This is a genomic window from Actinoplanes missouriensis 431 (assembly GCF_000284295.1).
Taxonomy (GTDB): domain Bacteria; phylum Actinomycetota; class Actinomycetes; order Mycobacteriales; family Micromonosporaceae; genus Actinoplanes; species Actinoplanes missouriensis.
Window position 1 is genome coordinate 7,830,924 of sequence record NC_017093.1, and the last position, 17,740, is coordinate 7,848,663.

The 17,740-nt window shown below is 70.4% G+C and carries 13 protein-coding genes and 1 tRNA gene; 6 read left to right on the forward strand and 8 right to left on the reverse strand.

All coding sequences use genetic code 11. From position 1 onward, the window contains the following. Positions 1-143 precede the first annotated feature (143 nt). On the forward strand, positions 144-599 hold the full coding sequence (locus tag AMIS_RS35620; RefSeq protein ID WP_231859161.1) for a MarR family winged helix-turn-helix transcriptional regulator: 456 nt from the start codon (positions 144-146) through the stop codon (positions 597-599). Between the two features lie 265 nt (positions 600-864). On the opposite strand, the gene AMIS_RS35625 is transcribed toward AMIS_RS35620, so the two are convergent. The 3 genes from AMIS_RS35625 to AMIS_RS35635 all read right to left on the reverse strand — a co-directional run bounded on the left by AMIS_RS35625 (position 865) and on the right by AMIS_RS35635 (position 2,474). Then, positions 865-936: transfer RNA gene (locus tag AMIS_RS35625), tRNA-Arg, on the reverse strand. A gap of 66 nt (positions 937-1,002) precedes the next feature. After that, on the reverse strand, positions 1,003-1,668 hold the full coding sequence (locus AMIS_RS35630; RefSeq protein WP_014447326.1) for a DUF305 domain-containing protein: 666 nt from the start codon (positions 1,666-1,668) through the stop codon (positions 1,003-1,005). Then, on the reverse strand, positions 1,665-2,474 hold the full coding sequence (locus AMIS_RS35635; RefSeq protein ID WP_014447327.1) for a DUF3105 domain-containing protein: 810 nt from the start codon (positions 2,472-2,474) through the stop codon (positions 1,665-1,667). Before AMIS_RS35635 ends, AMIS_RS35630 begins: the two co-directional genes overlap by 4 nt. A gap of 87 nt (positions 2,475-2,561) precedes the next feature. Here AMIS_RS35635 and argS point away from each other — a divergent pair, with 87 nt between their 5' ends. From argS to thrC, 4 genes are all read left to right on the forward strand, one after another. Further along, complete coding sequence (gene argS, locus AMIS_RS35640; RefSeq protein WP_014447328.1) at positions 2,562-4,220, forward strand: arginine--tRNA ligase; 1,659 nt, start codon at positions 2,562-2,564, stop codon at positions 4,218-4,220. A 2-nt stretch (positions 4,221-4,222) separates the two neighbouring features. Beyond that, positions 4,223-5,608: a diaminopimelate decarboxylase gene (lysA, locus tag AMIS_RS35645; protein ID WP_014447329.1), complete on the forward strand. Its 1,386-nt coding sequence runs from the start codon at positions 4,223-4,225 to the stop codon at positions 5,606-5,608. Further along, entirely contained in the window at positions 5,605-6,900 is a 1,296-nt protein-coding gene (locus AMIS_RS35650) for a homoserine dehydrogenase (RefSeq protein WP_014447330.1), read from the forward strand. The genes lysA and AMIS_RS35650 overlap by 4 nt, the downstream gene beginning before the upstream one ends. 81 nt (positions 6,901-6,981) lie before the next feature. Then, positions 6,982-8,031 (forward strand): threonine synthase, encoded by a 1,050-nt coding sequence (thrC, locus tag AMIS_RS35655; protein WP_014447331.1) that lies wholly within the window; start codon positions 6,982-6,984, stop codon positions 8,029-8,031. Between the two features lie 526 nt (positions 8,032-8,557). On the opposite strand, the gene glmS is transcribed toward thrC, so the two are convergent. Both glmS and AMIS_RS35665 read right to left on the reverse strand, forming a co-directional pair. Beyond that, positions 8,558-10,387 (reverse strand): glutamine--fructose-6-phosphate transaminase (isomerizing), encoded by a 1,830-nt coding sequence (gene glmS, locus AMIS_RS35660; protein ID WP_014447332.1) that lies wholly within the window; start codon positions 10,385-10,387, stop codon positions 8,558-8,560. 68 nt (positions 10,388-10,455) lie between these two features. Then, positions 10,456-12,618: a bifunctional polysaccharide deacetylase/glycosyltransferase family 2 protein gene (locus AMIS_RS35665; protein ID WP_014447333.1), complete on the reverse strand. Its 2,163-nt coding sequence runs from the start codon at positions 12,616-12,618 to the stop codon at positions 10,456-10,458. Between the two features lie 97 nt (positions 12,619-12,715). On the opposite strand from AMIS_RS35665, the gene AMIS_RS35670 reads away from it, so the two are divergent. Then, complete coding sequence (locus AMIS_RS35670) at positions 12,716-13,729, forward strand: glycoside hydrolase family 18 protein (RefSeq protein ID WP_014447334.1); 1,014 nt, start codon at positions 12,716-12,718, stop codon at positions 13,727-13,729. Here AMIS_RS35670 and AMIS_RS35675 read toward each other — a convergent pair. The 3 genes from AMIS_RS35675 to AMIS_RS35685 form a co-directional block, all read right to left on the reverse strand. Next, positions 13,719-13,967, reverse strand: a complete 249-nt coding sequence (locus tag AMIS_RS35675; RefSeq protein ID WP_014447335.1) for a hypothetical protein — start codon at positions 13,965-13,967, stop codon at positions 13,719-13,721. The two genes, AMIS_RS35670 and AMIS_RS35675, sit on opposite strands and share 11 nt — an antisense overlap. Before the next feature lie 90 nt (positions 13,968-14,057). Next, positions 14,058-16,028 (reverse strand): capsular polysaccharide synthesis protein, encoded by a 1,971-nt coding sequence (locus tag AMIS_RS35680; protein ID WP_157435184.1) that lies wholly within the window; start codon positions 16,026-16,028, stop codon positions 14,058-14,060. Between the two features lie 86 nt (positions 16,029-16,114). After that, on the reverse strand, positions 16,115-17,713 hold the full coding sequence (locus tag AMIS_RS35685; RefSeq protein WP_014447337.1) for a serine/threonine-protein kinase: 1,599 nt from the start codon (positions 17,711-17,713) through the stop codon (positions 16,115-16,117). Positions 17,714-17,740 lie beyond the last annotated feature (27 nt).

Consider the following 17,740-nt stretch of genomic DNA (forward strand, 5'->3'; position numbering starts at 1 on the left):
ACACGAACAAACGATTTTCGGCCGGGGCCCGCTGGTACCGTCCGAAACCAGACGGACGCGGTCCCGTCATGAGAACGTCACCATCGAGCAGGTCACCAGAGGAGCAGGCGCTGAGCGAGAAAGAGAAGCTCATCGCAGACATCATGGGCGCGCAGATCCGGCTGCAGCACGTGTTTGCCGATGACCGGTCCGACCCGCTGTTCACCACTCACCTGACCATGTCGCAGCTGAAGATCCTGCTGCTGCTGGCCCGCCACGGCACGGTCTCCGGCGGAGAACTGGCCCGCATGCTCGGCGTCGGCGCGGCCGCCCTGAGCGGCATGATCGACCGCCTGGTGGTGCAAGAGCTGGTGACGCGCACGGAGGATCTGCACGACCGGCGCGTACGCCGCATCGGGCTCACCAAGGCCGGCACTGAGGTCATCGAGGACATCATCACCGCGGGCGTCTCCCGGCAGCGCGACCTCCTCAGCCGCCTCACAGCTGAGGAGCTGTCAGTGGTCGCCCAGGCGATGGACATTCTCCTGCGCGAAGCAGTGGCCGACATCACCACCGCCGCCAACTCCGACCCCGGCCCCGACCGCGACCTGACGCCCTGACGGGACGGCTCGCAGGGCGACCACCCGCCGGTAGCGAAACCCGCCGAACGGCCGCGCCCACCCACGAAGACCGCGCGGACCACACGGGACGACCACGAAAAAAGGAACGGCCCCACTCGTACCAGAGGCGAAGGCGCAAAGCGCAAGAGAAAGTCGAAGCGCGCCCACCGCAACGCGGGGGTTCGGGGGGCTCGGCCCCCCCCCGGCAGACAAAACGAGGCGGCCCGGTTCGCGCGTTCCGCGAACACAAACCGCCTCCGACTCGTGCCCCCGGCAGGATTCGAACCTGCGCTTTCGCCTCCGGAGGGCGACGCTCTATCCCCTGAGCTACGGGGGCCCAGTGGTTCAGAACTCTAGCAGGCCCGCCGGAACCATCGCCAATCGGTTCCGGCGGTGTCGCCCGTCAGCTCGCCTGAGCCTTCTTGAGCAGGGAATCGATCAGTTGGATCTCGCCCTGCTGCGCGGTCACCATGCTCTCCGCGATCCAGTCGACGTTCTCGTTGCCGGAGAGCTCGACGCCTTCCTGTGCCATGTGCACGCCGCCGACGTGATGGGCGCGCATCAGGGTGAGGAACTGGACGTCGAGGTCCTTGCCGGTGGCCTTGCGGAGCGCGGCCATCTGCTCGGGGGTGGCCATGCCGGGCATCAGGCCGTTGACGATCGAACCGTCGGAGCCGGGGATCCAGGCCATCGGCTCGGCCGTGCCGGTCGGCGAGAGGTCCCAGTCGCGCAGCCAGGACTGCATGTAGCCGATCTGGCCCTGCTGCGTGGTGGCGATGTCCGCGGCCAGCGTCACGACATCCGGGTTGGTGGAGCCGGCGTGGGCGATCATCGCCATCTCCACGGCCTGGGCGTGATGGGTGGACATGTCGCGCAGGAAGCCTGCCTCGACCGAGTCGTCGCCGGGGTGGCGGAGACCGGGGACGACCAGACCCGTCCCGATGCCGAGGATCAGGCCAACGAGGAGCGTGGCGACCGCGAGGTACCCGAACCGGCGTTGCGGGGCGCCGCCCGCCTCGGACGCGTCGGCCGACGCGTCCGGAGCGGAGGGCTGAACTTCCGAGATCATCCGGTCGGGGAGTCCATCTGCGTGCCGTTGCTGCCGGCGGCGATCGGTCCGGTGCTGGTGTTGCCGCTCGAGCAAGCCGCGCCGGGCTCCATCGAGGCCTTGACCCGGGTGGCGCGCATGAAGTCGTCGATCCGGCTGTCGTCCGCGCTGTCGACCTTGAGCTGGTAGCCCCAGACCTGAACCGAGATGTTCTTGTCCAGGTTCGCGATCGGGGACATGAAGGTGTACTCCTTGCCCTCGACCTTCGACTTCAGCTTCTCCACCTGGTCGGCGGCGAGGCCCTGCTTGTAGGTGATCCAGACCGCGCCGTGCTCGAGGCTGTGCACCGCGTGCTCGTTGGCGATCGGCTCGGTGTAGACGTCACCCATGCAGTTCTGCCAGGTGGCGTTGTGCGCGCCGCCGACCGGCGGGTTGGTCACGTAGGTCTGCGCACCCTCCTTGTGGGTGCGGTCGTCGATCTGCGGGTTCTTCTGGGCGCGGTAGTCGACGACGCCCTCGATCGCGGTGGTCTGCTCCTCCCACGGCTTGCTGCCCTGGACCGAGGCGAAGACGCCGTAGCCGATGATGCCGGCGGCGATGAGGACGACGGCGCCGGCGACCGCGATCGGACCCCAGTTGCGCCCGCCGCTGACCTTGACCGGCGTGACCGGCTTGCGGCCCTTGCCCTTGCCACCCTTGCCCGCGGGGCGGTTGCCGCCGGGCCGGTTGGTCGCGGACTTGCCGGCGGGCGGCTTGCCCTGGCCGGTCGTCTTGCCGACCTTGACGGTGGACGGGACCCGTTCGGGACCCGGCGTGCTCATGCTCATCGCGCCTCGTCGATTCGTAAAAGAGAGAAAGGGGCGGGGCTCGGGTGGCCGCCGAACGCCGAAGTCTACCCCCGATAGCATGGCCGGGTGACTCCCGCCAACCTCGCTGACACCGTTCTCTCAGCTGCTCGTGCCGTATTCGAGACGCGCGGTCTCGACATCGCGGCGCTGCCCGCCACCACGGCGGTGGAGCGTCCGCGCAACCCCGAGCACGGCGACTACGCCTCGACGATCGCCCTGCAGGTCGGCAAGAAGGTGGGGGTGGCGCCGCGCGAGCTGGCCGCCGACCTCGCCGAGGAGCTGGGACGACGCCCGGGGATCAAGTCGGTGGAGATCGCCGGTCCGGGCTTCCTGAACATCCGGCTGGACGCGGCCGCGGCCGGCGTGCTGGCCCGCGACATCGTCCTCGCCGGTTCAGCCTACGGCCGGACCGAGAAGCTCGCCGGTGAGCGGATCAACCTGGAGTTCGTCTCGGCGAACCCGACCGGTCCGGTGCACATCGGCGGCGTCCGGTGGGCGGCGGTCGGCGACGCGCTGTCCCGGCTGCTGCGCACGGCGGGGGCCGAGGTCGGCACCGAGTACTACTTCAACGACGCGGGCTCGCAGATCGACAGGTTCGCCCGGTCGCTGCTCGCCGCCGCGAAGGGCGAGCCGGCGCCGGAGGACGGGTACGGCGGCGCGTACATCGCCGAGATCGCGGCCGAGGTGGTCACGAAGTCGCCCGGGGTGCTGGATTCAGCGGATCCTCAGGAGATCTTCAGGCAGATCGGCGTCGAGCTGATGTTCGCCGAGATCAAGAAGTCGCTGGCCGACTTCGGTGTCCGGTTCGACACGTACTTCAACGAGAAGGACCTGCACGACCGGGGTGAGCTGCAGGAGGCTCTGGACCGGCTGCGCGAGCAGGGGCACGTCTTCGAGTCGGACGGCGCGACCTGGCTGCGCACCACGGACTTCGGTGACGACAAGGACCGGGTGCTGCGCAAGTCCGACGGCGACTGGACGTACTTCGCCGCCGACTGCGCCTACTACCTGGACAAGCGCAAGCGCGGCTTCGACCGGGTCGTGATCATGCTGGGCGCCGACCACCACGGCTACATCGGCCGGATGAAGGCGATGGCGGCGTGCTTCGGCGACGACCCGTCGAAGAACCTGGAGATCCTGATCGGCCAGCTGGTCAACCTGGTGCGTGACGGCGAGCCGGTGCGGATGAGCAAGCGGGCCGGCACGGTGGTCACGCTGGAGGACTTCGTCGACGCGCTCGGCGTGGACGCGACCCGGTACGCCCTCGCCCGGTACTCCAGCGACTCCCCGATCGACATCGACATCGACCTGTGGACGAGCGCGAGCCGGGAGAACCCGGTCTACTACGTGCAGTACGTGGCGGCGCGGACCGCGAGCGTCGCGCGGAACGCCGCCGATGCCGGGCTCGTCCGCACGGACGACTTCAAGCCCGAGCTCCTCGCGCACGACAAGGAGAACGAGCTCCTCAAGACGCTGGGCGAATACCCGGAGACGGTGGCCTTCGCCGCGCAGCACCGCGAGCCGCACCACGTCGCCCGCCTGCTGGAGAAGATCGCCGGGGCGTACCACCGCTTCTACGACGAGCCGGCCTGCCGGATCACCCCCAAGGGCGACGAGCCGATCACCGACGGGCACCGCGCGCGGCTCTGGCTCAACGACGCCACCCGTACGGTGATCGCGAACGGGTTGTCCCTGCTCGGCGTCTCGGCCCCGGAGAGGATGTAGGCATGCGCGCACACGAGGCCGGGGCCCTGCACGGCGACCTCGGCAGTCGCGGGCCCGCCTGGCTGCGCAACCCGGAGGACGTGAACGCGCTGGTCCCGCAGCTGTGGCCGCGGACCGTCACGCGCACCCCCGAGGGTGGCCTGAGCGTCGGCGGCGTGAGCGTCACCGAGCTGGCCGCCGACTACGGCACCCCGGCGTACCTGCTGGACGAGGACGACCTGCGGGCCCGGTGCCGGGACTTCAAGGCGGCGTTCGCGGGCGCCGACGTCTACTACGCGGGCAAGTCGTTCCTCTGCAAGGCCGTGGTGCGGGCGGTCGAGGAGGAGGGTCTCTTCCTGGACGTCTGCTCGGGCGGCGAGCTGGCGGTGGCGCTGGCGGCCGGCTTCCCGCCGGAGCGGCTCGGCTTCCACGGCAACAACAAGTCGGTGCGCGAGCTGGAGCGGGCGCTCGAGGCCGGGGTCGGCCGGATCATCGTCGACTCGTTCGACGAGATCGCCCGGTTGACGGAGTTGTCCCGCACGTCGGGTAAGCGCCCCGGTGTGCTCATCCGCGTGACGGTCGGTGTCGAGGCACACACCCACGAGTTCATCGCGACCGCCCACGAGGACCAGAAGTTCGGCTTCTCGCTGGCCGGCGGCGCGGCGTTCGCGGCCGCCGCGCGGATCCTCGACGACGGCGTGCTCGACCTGCGCGGCCTGCACTCGCACATCGGCTCGCAGATCTTCGACACCAGCGGGTTCGAGGTGGCCGCCCGGCGGATCCTGGAACTGCAGGCGCAGATCCGGGACGCGCGCGGCGTCGAGCTGCCCGAGCTGGACCTCGGTGGCGGCTTCGGCATCGCGTACACCACGCAGGACAACCCCTCCACGCCCGGCGACCTGGCCAAGCGGATCAACAAGATCGTCGAGTCGGAGTGCGAGCTGGCGTCGCTGCGCGTGCCGCACCTGTCGATCGAGCCGGGCCGGGCCATCGTCGGCCCCGCCGTCTTCACCCTGTACGAGGTCGGCACGGTCAAGGACGTCGACGGCATCCGCACCTACGTGAGCGTCGACGGCGGGATGAGCGACAACATCCGTACCGCGCTCTACGACGCGTCCTACTCGGCCACGCTGGCGAACCGGAGTTCCGCGGCGGAGCCGATGCTCGCCCGCGTTGTGGGAAAACATTGTGAGTCCGGGGACATCGTCGTGAAGGATGAATTCCTGCCCGCTGACGTGCAGCCCGGAGATCTTGTTGCGGTGCCGGGCACCGGCGCCTACTGCCGGAGCATGGCCAGCAACTACAACCACGTTCCTCGGCCGCCCGTGGTGGCGGTGCGCGACGGCGCGGCACGCGTCATCGTGCGGCGCGAGACCGAGGACGACCTGCTTGCATTGGATGTTGGATGAGCCCAGCGAAGTCACCGATTCGCCTCGCCCTGCTCGGCTGCGGCACCGTCGGCACCGAAGTGGTCAAGCTGCTCCACGAGCAGGCCGGCGACCTGACCGCCCGGATCGGCGCGCCGCTGGAGCTGGTCGGCATCGCGGTGCGCCGGCTGGGCCGTGAGCGCGGCGACCTGCCGGTCGACCCGGCGCTGTTCACCACCGACGCGCTGGGCCTGGTCAAGCGGGACGACGTGGACGTGGTGATCGAGGTGGTCGGCGGCATCGAGCCGGCCCGCACCTGGATCACCGAGGCGCTGCGCGCCGGCAAGAGCGTCGTGACCGCCAACAAGGCGCTGCTCGCCGAGGACGGCGGCGCACTGCACGACGCCGCGGCCGAGGGCAACGCCGACCTGTACTACGAGGCCTCGGTGGCCGGCGCGATCCCGTTGCTGCGGCCGCTGCGCGAGTCGCTGCACGGCGACCGGGTCACCGCTGTCACAGGCATCGTGAACGGCACCACCAACTTCATCCTCTCCTCGATGGCGTCCACCGGCGCGGGCTTCAACGAGGCTCTCGAGGAGGCCACCGAGCTGGGTTACGCCGAGGCCGACCCGACCGCCGACGTGGAGGGCTTCGACGCCGCCGCGAAAGCCGCGATCCTGGCCTCGCTCGCGTTCCACACCCGGGTCACCGCGGCCGACGTGTTCCGCGAGGGCATGACCTCGGTGACGGCCGGCGACATGGCCAGCGCCAAGGAGATGGGCTGCACGATCAAGCTGCTCTGCATCGCCCAGCGCACGGCCGACTCGGTGAGCGTCCGCGTGCACCCGGCGATGATCCCGCTCAGCCACCCGCTGGCGAGCGTCGGCGACGCGTTCAACGCGGTCTTCGTGGAGGCCGAGGCGGCCGGTCCGCTGATGTTCTACGGCCGCGGCGCGGGTGGCCGGCCGACCGCCAGCGCGGTGCTCGGCGACATCGTGGCGGCGTCCCGCAACAAGCTCACCGGCACCCGCGCGCCGAGCGAGAGCAACTACGCCCAGCTCGCGGTCCGCCCGATCGGCGAGTCGATGACGCGGTACCACATCAGCCTCGACGTGGCCGAGCGTCCTGGCGTCCTGGCGGCCGTGGCCGGCGTCTTCGCCGATCACGAGGTCTCGATCGCGACGGTCCGGCAATCCGGGCGTGCGGATGACGCGAAATTGGTCATCGTGACGCACAGTGCGCCGGACGCGGCTCTGGCGGCTACCGTCGAGTCGCTGTCCCGTCTGGACATCGTCCGCTCGATCGCCAGCGTGCTCCGGGTCGAAGGTTCCTGAATAGTGGGCAGCTGGTCCCAGAGATCGGATGACTGGGGCACTCTTGGCGTCGAAAACACCAGCTTGAGTGAGGAGTAGGCCATGTGGCGGGGCTTGATTGAGGCGTACCGGGACCGGCTGCCGGTCACCGACGCCACGCCGGTGGTCTCGTTGCACGAGGGCAACACCCCGCTGGTGCCGGCGCCGGTGCTCTCGTCGCGGGTCGGCGCGGACGTCTACCTCAAGGTGGAGGGCGCCAACCCGACCGGCTCCTTCAAGGACCGCGGCATGACGATGGCTGTCTCCAAGGCCGTCGAGGAGGGCGCCAAGGCGATCATCTGCGCCTCCACCGGCAACACCAGCGCGTCCGCCGCCGCCTACGCCGCCCGGGCCGGCATCACCTGCGCCGTCCTGGTGCCGCAGGGCAAGATCGCGCTCGGCAAGCTGGCCCAGGCGCTCGTGCACGGCGCCCGGCTGCTCCAGGTCGACGGCAACTTCGACGACTGTCTCGCGCTCGCCTCCAAGCTCTCCCAGGACTACCCGGTCGCCCTGGTCAACTCGGTGAACATCTTCCGCCTGCACGGGCAGAAGACCGCGTCCTTCGAGATCGTGGAAGCGCTCGGCGACGCCCCCGACATCCACTGCCTCCCGGTCGGCAACGCCGGCAACATCTCGGCGTACTGGATGGGTTACCAGGAGGACCAGGCCGCCGGAAACTCCACGAAGCTGCCGAAGATGTACGGCTTCCAGGCCTCCGGCGCCGCGCCCATCGTGAACGGCAAGGTCGTCGAGAACCCGTCGACCATCGCCACCGCGATCCGGATCGGCAACCCGGCCAGCTGGACCAAGGCCCTCGACGCCCGCGACGCATCCGGCGGCCTGATCTCCGCGGTCACCGACCGTGACATCCTCAACGCCTACCGCCTGCTCGCCCGCGAGGTCGGCGTCTTCGTCGAACTGGGCAGCGCGGCAAGCGTCGCCGGCCTGTTGCAGCAGGCAGCGGCAGGCCAGATCCCGGCCGGTTCCCGGGTCGTCTGCACGGTCACCGGCCACGGCCTCAAGGACCCGGAGTGGGCGATCTCCACCGCTCCGTCGCCGACGGTCATCGCCAACGACGCCCTGATCGCCGCAAAGGCCCTCGACCTGGCCTGACGGGCGCGTTCCAGGACTGCCGGTTCCGCTCCTTTCCCGGTACGCGTACCGGCAGTCCCCACCCGCACCGGCCCCGTCCCCACCGGGCCGCCCCTGACGTCCACGCTCCGGCGCGACCCGCCGCCGGCCCCGGCGGCGGGTCGCCGTCACCCCGTCCAGGCCGGGTCCAGCCACCCACCGCCGGCCCCAGCGCAACCCGCCGTCACCTCCGGCCCACCGCCGACCCGGCTCACTGCCGGCCCGGCCCACCGCCGGCCCCGACCCTCTGCAGGCACGGCCTTTTGTCGGCACGGCCCTCTGCCAGCGCGGCGCGCCACGCAGGTCTGCCTCGCCTCGCGCGGAACACTGTCGCCGCCCGGCGTGGATGAGGGCGCACACAAGCTCATCGTGAGCCCCTGCCCCTGCCATAGCCGGGATGAACGCACACACAACGCGTCCGTGTGCCCCCATCCCCGCGCAGGCGAGGTCCGGTGTGCCCTGATCCCGGCTACGCGAGTTCCACGGGCACCGGGTCCCCGGGCCGGCTTTACTCGACCGTCACGGACTTGGCGAGGTTTCGGGGCTGGTCGACGTCGTGGCCCCGGGCCGCCGCTGTCTCGCACGCCAGGATCTGCATCGGGACCGTGGTGAGCAGGGGCGCCAGTAGCGCCGGCGTGGCGGGCACCGGGATCACCGCGTCGGCGAAGGGGGCGACCGCCTCGTCGCCCTGCTCGGCGATCACGATGGTGCGGGCGCCGCGGGCGCGTACCTCCTGGATGTTGGAGACCATCTTGTCGTGGAGGGCGTCGGTGGGCGCCGGGACCACGCAGATCACCGGCGTGCCCTCGTCGATCAGGGCGATCGGCCCGTGCTTCAGCTCGCCGGCCGCGAAGCCCTCGGCGTGCATGTAGGCGAGCTCCTTGAGCTTCAGCGCCCCCTCCAACGCCACCGGGTACCCGACGTGCCGCCCGAGGAAGAGCACCTGCCGCGCGGTGGCGAGGTCGTAGGCGAGTTCCCGGATCGCGCCGCTGCTCTCCAGCAGGGTGCGCAGCTGATCCGGGACCGCCCGCAGCGCTTCCTGGACACCGGGGGCCGAGAGGCCGCGGGCGGCGGCCAGTCGCAGGCCGACCAGGTAGCAGGCGACCAGCTGGGTGAGGAACGCCTTGGTCGACGCGACGGCGATCTCCGGACCGCCATGGGTGTAGAGCACCGCGTCGGATTCGCGCGGGATGGTCGAGCCGTTGGTGTTGCAGATCGCCAGCACCCGGGCGCCCTGCGCCTTCGCGTGCCGCAGCGCCATCAGAGTGTCCATGGTCTCGCCGGACTGACTGATCGCGATCACCAGCGTGCCCTCGTCGATCAGCGGGTCGCGGTACCGGAACTCGCTGGCCAGCTCCACGTCGCAGCCGATCCGCGCCCACTGCTCGATCGCGTACCCGGCGATCATGCCGGCGTGGTACGCCGTGCCGCAGGCCACGATGATCACCTTTTGGACGCCGCTGAAGTCGAGGTCGGGCATCCGGGTGAGCAGGGTGGCGGCGACGGCCTGCGGCTGCTCGGCGATCTCCTTGAGCATGTAGAAGTCGTAGCCGCCCTTCTCGGCGGCCGCGACGTCCCAGTCCACGACGAGGTCGGTCCCGCTGGACGGCGTGCCGTCGAAGCCGGTGATCTCGATCCGGTCAGCGGTGATCAGCACTACCTGGTCCTGACCGAGCTCGATCGCCGACCGGGTGTGCTCCATGAACGCCGACACGTCGCTGGCGAGGAAGTTCTCCCCGTCGCCGCGGCCGACCACGAGCGGCGAGTTGCGCCGTGCCGCGACCACCGCGCCGGGCGCGTCCGGGGAGACCGCGAGCAGCGTGAACGCCCCTTCGAGCTGCCGGGCCGTGCGCCGCATGGCCTCGGCGAGAGCGGCCGGGCCGGCCAGCTCGTCGGCGTGCGCCGCGACCAGGGAGCCGGCCAGCAGATGCGCCGCCGCCTCGGTGTCGGTGTCGCTGGTGAACGCGACCCCGTCCGCCTCCAGCGAGGCGCGCAGCCGGGCGAAGTTCTCGATGATGCCGTTGTGGATCACCGCGACCCGGCCGTCGGCCGAGACGTGCGGGTGAGCGTTCCGGTCGGTCGGGCCGCCGTGGGTGGCCCAGCGGGTGTGCCCGATCCCGGTGGCGCCGACGTCGAACCCGGTGTCGATCCGTTCGGCGAGCGCCTTCTCCAGGTTGACCAGCTTGCCCGCCGCTTTCTCGGTGAGAAGGGTGGCCGCGCCGGCGTCGACGACGGCGACGCCGGCCGAGTCGTAGCCGCGGTACTCCAGGCGCCGCAGACCGTCCATCACGATGTCAAGGGCCGGCCGTCCGCCGGCGTATCCCACGATTCCGCACATGCCGGCAAAGGTAGGAAGGCTGCCGAGGTGTTCCGCTGTGCGACATCCATGGATCAGCTAAGAACGAATCAGGACGAACCGTCACCAGTAGGCAGTCGCTGACCCATCAGCGCGTTCAATCCACCGGTCCGGCGCAGCTTCTGCCAGCCGAGGCGGATGCCACCCAGGGCCGCGAGCACCGACTGGATCAGCACCAGGTACATCAGCTGGCGGTAGACGAACTGCTGCAGCGGCAGACGCCAGAGCGGCTTCAACGACTCCCCGTCGAGGCGGAACGCGTAGACCGTGCTGACCAGTTGCACGCCGAGCATGCCGAGCCAGGCGATCACCGTCGTCGTCGGGTTCAGGAAGATCAGGCCGTACACCAGGAAGACGTCGATCAGCGGCGAGAGCAGCGGCAACAGGGTCTGGAAGAGAGCCAGGTTGAGCAGGCCGCGACGGCCGAACCGACCGCCGGCGCCCTTCTCGAACAGCGCCCGGCGATGCTTCCACATCGCCTGCATCGTGCCGTAACTCCATCGGTAGCGCTGACGCCAGAGCTGCGGCATGGTCGACGGCGCCTCGGTCCAGGCCCGCGCCCGCTCCTCGTACACCACCCGCCAGCCGGCCCGGATGATCGCGATCGTCAGGTCGGTGTCCTCGGCGAGGGTGTCGTCGCTCAGGCCGTTGACCTGGCGCAGCGCCTCCCGGCGGAACGCGCCGATCGCGCCCGGGACGGTCGCCATGCAGCGCATCACGTCGTACGCGCGGCGGTCGATGCTGAACCCGACGACGTACTCGATGTGCTGCCAGATGGCAATCATGGAGTTCCGGTTCGCGACCTTGGCGTTGCCGGCCACCGCCCCGATCGTGGCGTCGGCGAAGGGCTGCACGAGCAGGCGTACGGTGTCCGGCTCGAAGACCGTGTCACCGTCCATCATCACGACCACGTCGGTGTCCGCGTGGGCGATGCCGTTGTTGAGAGCCGCCGATTTGCCGCCGTTCGGCTGCCGGACCACCGTGACGTTCTCGTGCCCGAGCCCTTCCGCGATCTCCGCGGTGCCGTCGTCCGACCCGTCGTCGACCACCACGATCCGGATCGGATGGGTGCTCGTCACCAGCGATCCGAGGGTCTCGGCGATGATCTCCTTCTCGTTGTAGGCGGGCACGATGACGGTGACCGGCTCGGTGTACGGCGGCCCCCAGACCGCGTCACCCTTGCGATATCGCCGCGCGTGCCGGCGGCCGAGGATCAGCATCATCACCAGCCGCAGGACGGTGAGCACGCCGAGCGCCACGAGCAGCCAGGTGAACCAGACGGTCGCCCTGGTGGCGACCAGGACCGCGCTGACGATGCCGAGACCGAGCACCCACTCGCCGGTGGTGGCCGTCGGATTCACCGTCTTCATACCGGTGAGCGCCGCCACCGTGGTGAACGAGTACCCCGCCTCCTGCAGGGACGGGATGACCGTACGCAGGGCCGATGCGGTCTTGGACCGGTCGCCGCCGCCGTCGTGGAAGAGCAGGATCGCGCCGGCCCCGTCGTCCGGCGTGACGGCCTCGACGATGTCGTCGTTGGTGACGTCCGCTTCCCAGTCCCGGCTGTCCAGGTTGTTGACGACGGTGAGATAGCCGCGCTCGCCCATCTCCTCCATCACGGCCCAGGTCGGGTTGTCCAGCGCCTTGACCGTCGACGAGTACGGCGGCCGGAAGATCACGCTGGTCACCTGGGCGGCGCCGGCCAGCGCGTACTGGGTCTCCTGCATCTCCACCTTGCGGCGCCACTCGTTCTTCGTGGACATGTCCGGGTGGGTGTAGGTGTGGATGCCGATCTCGTGGCCGGCGTCGAGGACCTCCTTGGTGAGGCCCGGGTACCTGCTCATCTCCGAGCCGATCATGAAGAAGGTGCCGGGTACGCCGTACTCCTCGAGAACGTCCATGATCTCCGGCGTGTACTCCGGGCTCGGGCCGTCGTCGAAGGTCAGCACGATCTGGTGGTCCCCGGGGCTGACCGTGGTGGTGGTCGTCCCGTCGGTCTGGATGATCGGGCCACCGCTGAGCGCCTCGTCCGGCACCTCGTCGGTCTCCGAGGTGGACTCCACCGCGCCGTCCTGCGCGAACTCACCCTGCACCACGCCGTTGACCACGAGGATGCTGGCGAAGAGGACGAGCACCACCGAGAGGACGATCCAGCGCGGCCGGGGCACCGGGATGCGCCGCCGGGCGGGCACCCGGCGCGTCTCGACGGTCACCCGCCACCCCCTTAACCTGGCTCAACCCCCTCATCGGCCGGGTATCGGATTCGCTGAGCGCCGGAATTCGGCATGCCCCTTTTGCGAGACTTCCAAGGTGCACCGCAGACATCGCCGGATCGCCGGCATCACGGCTGCCGCGACGCTGCTGCTCGCTGCTGGGTGCGGAGGCGACGACGAGACCACCGTGACGGCCACCACCTCGCCGACGGTCGCCGCGAGCACCACGGCCACCGCTGACGCTCCCGCGGTGGCGCCGTACATCGACATCGTCAGCGGCACGGTGGACATCGACGAGGTGGCCGAGCAGACCGGTCAGGACGACTACACGCTGGCGTTCCTGCTGGCCGACACGGCCGGCACGTGCACCGCGACGTGGGGTGGCAGCAAGGCGCTCGACGACAGCACCGTCCAGGCCGAGATCGCGAAGATCGCGGCGCTGGATGGTGACGTGATCGTCTCGACCGGCGGGGCCACCGGCACCTATCTGGAGAGCGTCTGCACGGCGGACGAGCTGGCCGCCGCGTACTCCTCGGCCCTGGACGCGGCCGGCAGCAACGCCCTGGACGTGGACATCGAGCAGACCGTCACCGCCGCGACCGTGACGCAGGCGCTGCGCACCCTGCAGACCGACCGGGGCACCGCGATCACGCTGACCGTGCCGGTCGGCGGAACCGTGCTCGGGCTCACCGACACCAGCATCGCGCTGCTGCAGAGCGCCGCGGACGCCGGCCTGGACGTCACGGTCAACGCCATGACGATGAACTTCACCGAGGAGAACGACGACTGGGGCGCCTCGATGACCACGGCCACCGAGGCGGTGGTCGCCGACGTCAAGTCGGTGTGGACCACGCTGAGTGACGCCGAGGCCTATCAGATGCTCGGCGTGACGCCGATGATCGGGGTCAACGACACCGGTCCGATCACCGAGACCGCGGACGCTCAGACGCTTCTCGACTATGCCGAGGAAAAGGGGCTGGGATTCGTCCGGTTCTGGTCGGTCAACCGCGACAACGGGGGTTGCACGACCGGTGAGGTGGAAGCGACGTGCAGCGGGATAGCGCAGGAAACCTACGAATTCACAAAGATGTTCGCCGATTTCACGAACTAGTCGACGCCGAGGCGGAGGTGGATGCCGACGCCGAGGCCGACGTGGAGACGGACGCCTTGGTCGACAGCCCGGAGTCCGAGGCCCGCACCACGCTGGCGCCGACCACGGCGATATAGAGCGCCGCGAACAATGCCACGAAGAAACCGAGGACGGCGAGCAGCCGCTTACGCCGGCCGGTGGAATCGACGAAGACCTGATCCCCCACCGGCTCGACCGCGTTACGAATGACTTTCTGCATGCCGGAAACGTTAAGAATTCAACCTATGAATCTCCTGGGCAAGCAGGCAACGATCTCTGTGTAAATAACTGACAGTAAGCAAGAGTGCAACTACGGAAGGTCACCACGGATGATCCGCGCCAGGTAGGACTCGCTCCGCAGCTCGTGCGGCTGGTACTTGTAGCGCAGCTTGTGCGCGAAAGCACCCTCCATCACCGTCTGGTACATGTCCGGCTCGTACGCCTGGAGCATCACCGACTGCAACGCGTGCGGCGGCTTCGAGTTGAGCCGCAGCCCGGCGTCCCATTCCGCGCGGAACCGCTCGTCGAGGTGGTGGAGCATCTCGAAGATGTGGTGGTGCAGGAAGTAGTCGATCAGCTCGCCGCGCTGCTCCCACCAGAGGAACGAGGCGGCCCGCCACAGGTGCATGGCGTAGCTGTCCGGCCGGCTAGCGAGGAACCAGTTCGAGATGTACGGCCCGGTGTAGTTGAACGCGAAGATGCTCCCCTGCGCGAGCGCCCGGTCCATGTGCGGCCGCAGCGGCTCGGAGACGAAGCAGGTGCTGTCCACCCAGACCCCGCCGAACTTCTCCAGCAGCAGCATCCGCAGCAGGTCGGAGAAGTGGGTGCGGTTGCCGCCGAGCTTCGCGACCAGGTCCTCCGGCATGTCCACGTACGCGCCGACGTTCGCCTCGGTCAGCTCGTGCACCCGCGAGCCGGGGTTGTTCGCCTTCAACGCCGCGAGGCAGGCCTGGACCACCGGCGGCGCCGCGTCGAAGCCCTGCGCCCAGAAGACGAAGATCGGCTGGTCGAACGTGCTGGTGACCCGCCGGTCCAGCCGCTGCTGCGCCTGGGTGCGGATCAGCTCCAGGTTGTCCGCCACGAAGATGCCCAGCTCCCGGCGGGCGCCGAACGACTTCACGTCCAGGTCGAGCACGGCCGGCCCGTCGAACGGCAGCTTCGGGTCGTGGGCGAGCGCGGCCCGCGACGTCCGTTTGCTGTCGTCACGGCGCTTGAGCTTGTCGTACGCGAACGCCAGCGCGTAACCACGCTCCGGCGACGAGGGGTCCTTCGTCACCGCGGTGCGCAGCAGTTTCTCGGCCGCCGCCCACTTGTGCCCGGCGAGCGCCAGCCGGCCCAGCTCGAACGCGGCCGCGCCGTCCGGGTCGCCGGCCTTGGTCACCTTGCGCAGCGCCTTGAGCGCCGCCTCCTCGTTGCCCGCCGCGAGCGCGATCCGGGCCGCCGTCATCCGGTCGCCGGTCAGCTGCTTGCGCAGGAACGTGGCCTCGTCCAGCACACCGGCCCGGGCCAGCCGGACCGCCTCGGCGGCGATCTCCGCCGGGTCCGCGGAGGGCTCGGCCCGCAACGTCCGGCGGGACGGCGACGCGTCCGGCTCCCCGGTCCACTCGAAGACGTGGAACTCGGTCGCCGGCGTCGAGCCGTCGAAGTGGTCGATCGCCACGGACGTCTCGGTGAGCGAGTAGTCGTACCAGTAGACGACGCCGTTGCCCGCGGACATGCCGCTGTGCAGCCGGATCCAGGCGCCCTTCGCGTCCTCGGGGATCGTGAACGTCACGCTGATCCGGTGGTGGCCGTGCTCGTTGCGGGCCGGCGCGGACTGCGCGAGCGTCCACTTCATCGCCTCGTCCACGATGCAGCCCGGGATGAGCCGCAGCGCCGACGCGTTGAGCGTGCCGGTCAGCGGTTCCGGCAGGTAGACCGAGACGCTCGCGGTGTAGGTGCCGCCCGGCCGCATGCCGAGCCGGAACTCGCCGACGGCGTTGCGGCCACCCGGCGCGATGTGCGTGTCGTTGTTGCCGCCGACCCCCTCGACCCGGGCGCCGCGCACTCCCGGACGGCCCGGGACCTCGGTGAACTCGCACGAGTTGTGGGAGTGGACGTAGAGCCCGCCGGCTTCGAACGGCCGGTCCGGCGCACCCCGGAAACCGGGATCCGGCACGAGGTTGACCACCGAGGGGGCGACCGGTGGCGGCGGCGGAGGTGGGGTCGGCCGCAACCGCCGGCGAGCCGCCGCCCGGACCCGGGCGAGACTGCTTCTGAGCGTATTGGCGGTCGCCGTCATCGATGTCCCTTTCGCCGGCCGTGACGGGACAGTCTAGTCAGAGTTCCACGCAGGGTGACGACGCACCCGACGGCGACGCGCGGCTTTCAGAGTGGGAGCACCACCGCCGAGGGCCGGTCGCCGATACACGTCACGGTCATCCGGTACCGGGCCAGTTGACCGCGGAACACCACCGCCGTGGTCAGCGCGGGTCCCGCGTTCACACTGTCCACGCCGAACCCCGGATTCGGCTCCCACGCGATCAGCTCGGCGCCGTCCGGGACGCAGCGAGCCAGCACCGTGCCGCCCGGCGACTCGAGACGGGTGCCGTCGGCGGGCGGCGGGTCGGCGGTGGCCGGCGGCACGCTCGGGCTCGGGCTCGACGCCGGCGCGGACGTCGCGCCGGGGGACGCAGCCGCGGACGGCGACGATGACGACGACAACGGTCCGGACGCGACCGGGGCCTGCGAACCGGTGGACTCCGGCACCCGCCCGGGATCGACCACGGGCGCGGCGGGCCGCGGGACACCACGAGCAGCGGGCGCGGACTTGCTCACCCTCGGTGACGACGTCGGCTCCTCCGTGCTCTCCACCCCGGGTGCGGCGTGCGGTTCGCCGCCGGCTTCCGGCCAGAGCAGCGGCGCGGCGAGGAGCACGGCCGCGATCCCGCCGCCGGCCAGGACCTTCCTCCGCTTCCACCACCGATCGGGTACGGGATTCCAGCCGTCCCCACCCGCACCCGACCCTCCCGTGTCCAGCCGGTCGTCCGCTCCACCCGAGGACAGGCGAGGTGTCACGCCGACCGTGGCCTCACGAAGCAGTGTCGTCCCGCCCGCCAGTCCCCGGGCCGCCACCGCGACGGGCGGAGCACCAGGCGCCTCGGCGGCCTCGGCGGCGTCGCCCAGGATCTCGGACGCCTCGGCCGCGCCCGGACGATCGGCGGGATTCTTCGCGAGGCAGCGCTCGACCAGCTCGGCGATCGTCTCCGGGACACCGGCCAGGCTCGGCAGCGGAAGCGGTTCGAGGTAGACGTGCGCGCTGATCATCTGCGTGGTGGTCTCCACGCTCCACGGCGCGACGCCGGCCAGCAGGCGGTAGAGCATCACCCCGAGCGCGTAGACGTCGGACGCGGGCTCGATGGCGCCGCCGGTGAGGCGTTCCGGTGCGAGATAGGCGGGCGTGCCGAGCAGTGCGTCCTCGGGTGAAGCCGGGCCGGCGACCGCGGCGATGCCGAAGTCCACCACCTTGGCGCCGCCCGGCGTGACCATGATGTTGGCGAGCTTGATGTCGCGGTGCACCAGTCCGTCGGCGTGCGCCACCGCGAGCGCCGCGGCGACCTCCCCGGCGATCCGGAACACCGTTCGCGGCGGGATCGGGCCGCGCGCCACCCGCTGCTGCAGGGTCGGCCCGTTGATCAGTTCCATCACCACATAGGGCACGGGCCGTCCGTCGTCGCCGGCGTCGGCGGACTCGCCGAAGTCGTAGATCTGCGCGATGTTCGGATGGGAGAGGGTCGCCGCGGCGCGGGCCTCGTGCAGGATCCGGGCCCGGAACCGCTCCTCGCCGGCGTACCGCCCGGCCAGCACCTTGATCGCGACGGGGCGCCCGAGCACCTCGTCGAGGGCGCGCCAGACCACGGCCATGCCGCCGCGGCCGAGTTCATCGCCCAGCCGGTACCTGCCTCCGAGTTTCCGCTCCTCCGCCACCCAGGCAGTGTGCCGAAAGGCGCGGGA